This window comes from Rickettsiales bacterium, from assembly GCA_029252805.1.
GTDB lineage: Bacteria > Pseudomonadota > Alphaproteobacteria > Rickettsiales > JALZUV01 > JALZUV01.
This window is the reverse complement of sequence record JAQXAR010000022.1, coordinates 1-1,737: the sequence shown is the minus strand read 5'-3', so window position 1 is coordinate 1,737 and position 1,737 is coordinate 1. Positions and strand designations below refer to the sequence as shown.

Annotated in this window: 2 protein-coding genes; both read left to right on the top strand. The window is 46.2% G+C overall.

The genetic code is table 11. The features are described from left to right. The coding region (locus tag P8P30_04295) for an IS1595 family transposase (protein MDG1286769.1) at window positions 1-103 on the top strand (103 nt) is incomplete at its 5' end. A gap of 73 nt (window positions 104-176) precedes the next feature. Then, complete coding sequence (locus tag P8P30_04290) at window positions 177-1,304, top strand: DUF2336 domain-containing protein (GenBank protein MDG1286768.1); 1,128 nt, start codon at window positions 177-179, stop codon at window positions 1,302-1,304. The last annotated feature ends 433 nt before the right edge of the window (window positions 1,305-1,737 follow it).

The window sequence follows — 1,737 nt, the reverse complement described above, 5'->3', positions numbered from 1 at the left end:
GCATTTTAATCTGTTCTTGAAAGAATGTGAGTGGAGGTTTAATATGGGCACACCAAGTGACTTACTGGCAGACCTGAAAAAGTTGCTCAAAGAATATTATTAGGTGTCAGCCCCATTTTAAATAATTATTTAAAAATATTAACTATTTATTAAACCTTAAGTAGTATCTTTAGAGGATGAAAAATTACTCTGGCAGCGAATGGCTGACGATTGAAGATTTTAAGCAGCTGCAGGAAAACCCTCTGCCAGAATCACGTGAATCAGTCGCCCGTAAAATCGGGCACCATTTCGATCATTCCTCTCAGGAGACGGCAGAGTATAAGATTGCCTGCGAGATTGCGTTCCATTTGCAAAAAGATGCTGAAGCGATTGTGCGTATTGCACTCGCCGATAGCATCCATCAAAGTGAGTCTGCGCCCAAGCAGTTGATTTTGCTACTGGCGATGGATGAAGAGGATGCCGTAGCGCTGCCCATTTTGAAAGAATCTCCACTCATTGGTGATGGTGATTTGGTCGCGCTTTTGCCCCAAATTGAATTAGCCGCTCGCTTGATCGCGGTGGCAGAGCGTAAGTTTATCTCGGTTACGGTCAGCTCAATGCTGGCAGAACGTAACTTTGAAGAGGTGGTGGTGTCTCTATTGGCCAATGATTCTGCCATTATTGATGAAGAAGTAATCCTTCAAATATCGCATAAGCATGCGCGATCTACATCAGTGTTGAACCGTATGATGAAGCGTTTGCCGATGCCGACAAAGGCTGTAAACCACATGGTGCAGATACAGCAATCGGGCGGGCAGGAAAACCGGACCCCTTCGGATATGCGATCTTTCAGTTCGCTCGGTCAAGCAGAGCTGGGGGACGATTTGCTGACCTTGATGTTTCTAGGGCACGCACCCAGCGATGAGGCATGCGAACATATGGTGGCACAGCTTGAGAGGAAGAAGAAAGTTAGCGCGACCTTTATGTTGCTTGCGATGTGCTTAGGGCACGAACATTTCTTCTTCACCTATATGGCGCATAACACGCATTTGCCGCGTGAGCGGGTGGAAGAACTCGCCAATATAGGGGAGCTGGAATTCTCGCTATTAATGAATAAGTCGAGCATTTCATCGAGTCTTTATCCGTTGATGTATCATGTCTATACGGGCATGGAAGAATGTTTGAAGGGCGACGCGGAAAGTGGCTCAAAAGCCTTTGCAGATCAGATGATTAAGTGTCTGATTGCGGCGGAAACCAAGGGCGTTAACTTCGCCACCACGATTGGTAAGCCATTGGCCAAAGCGCTGATAGAAAGCTTCGCTTAAAACCCACTGAAACTCTACTCATGCTTGCATCCCCCCTTTTAATATGCTTTCCTGTGTTCGCAGATGGTCAGTCCTGTCTGTGGGGACCGAAAACCCCTATAACGACTAGCGGTCAAACATGGTTCGGCGCGCTGATAATTTCTTACGCCCACTCGGTTTTGGCCGGATGGTATGGGAATGTTCAGGGTTCGCCTAAATACCATGCACCTTTCGCTAGTCGGGGGTCTTTTCGGCATCCGGCTATAAAACCGGTTCCTCTTAACAAATAGGGGGAGCTTATGAAGCAGCTTTGGTGGGATTTCGTTTTTATTCTTGGGGCTGACACCTAATAATATTCTTTGAGCAACTTTTTCAGGTCTGCCAGTAAGTCACTTGGTGTGCCCATATTAAACCTTCACTCACATTCTTTCAAGAACAGATTAAAATGCTCTTT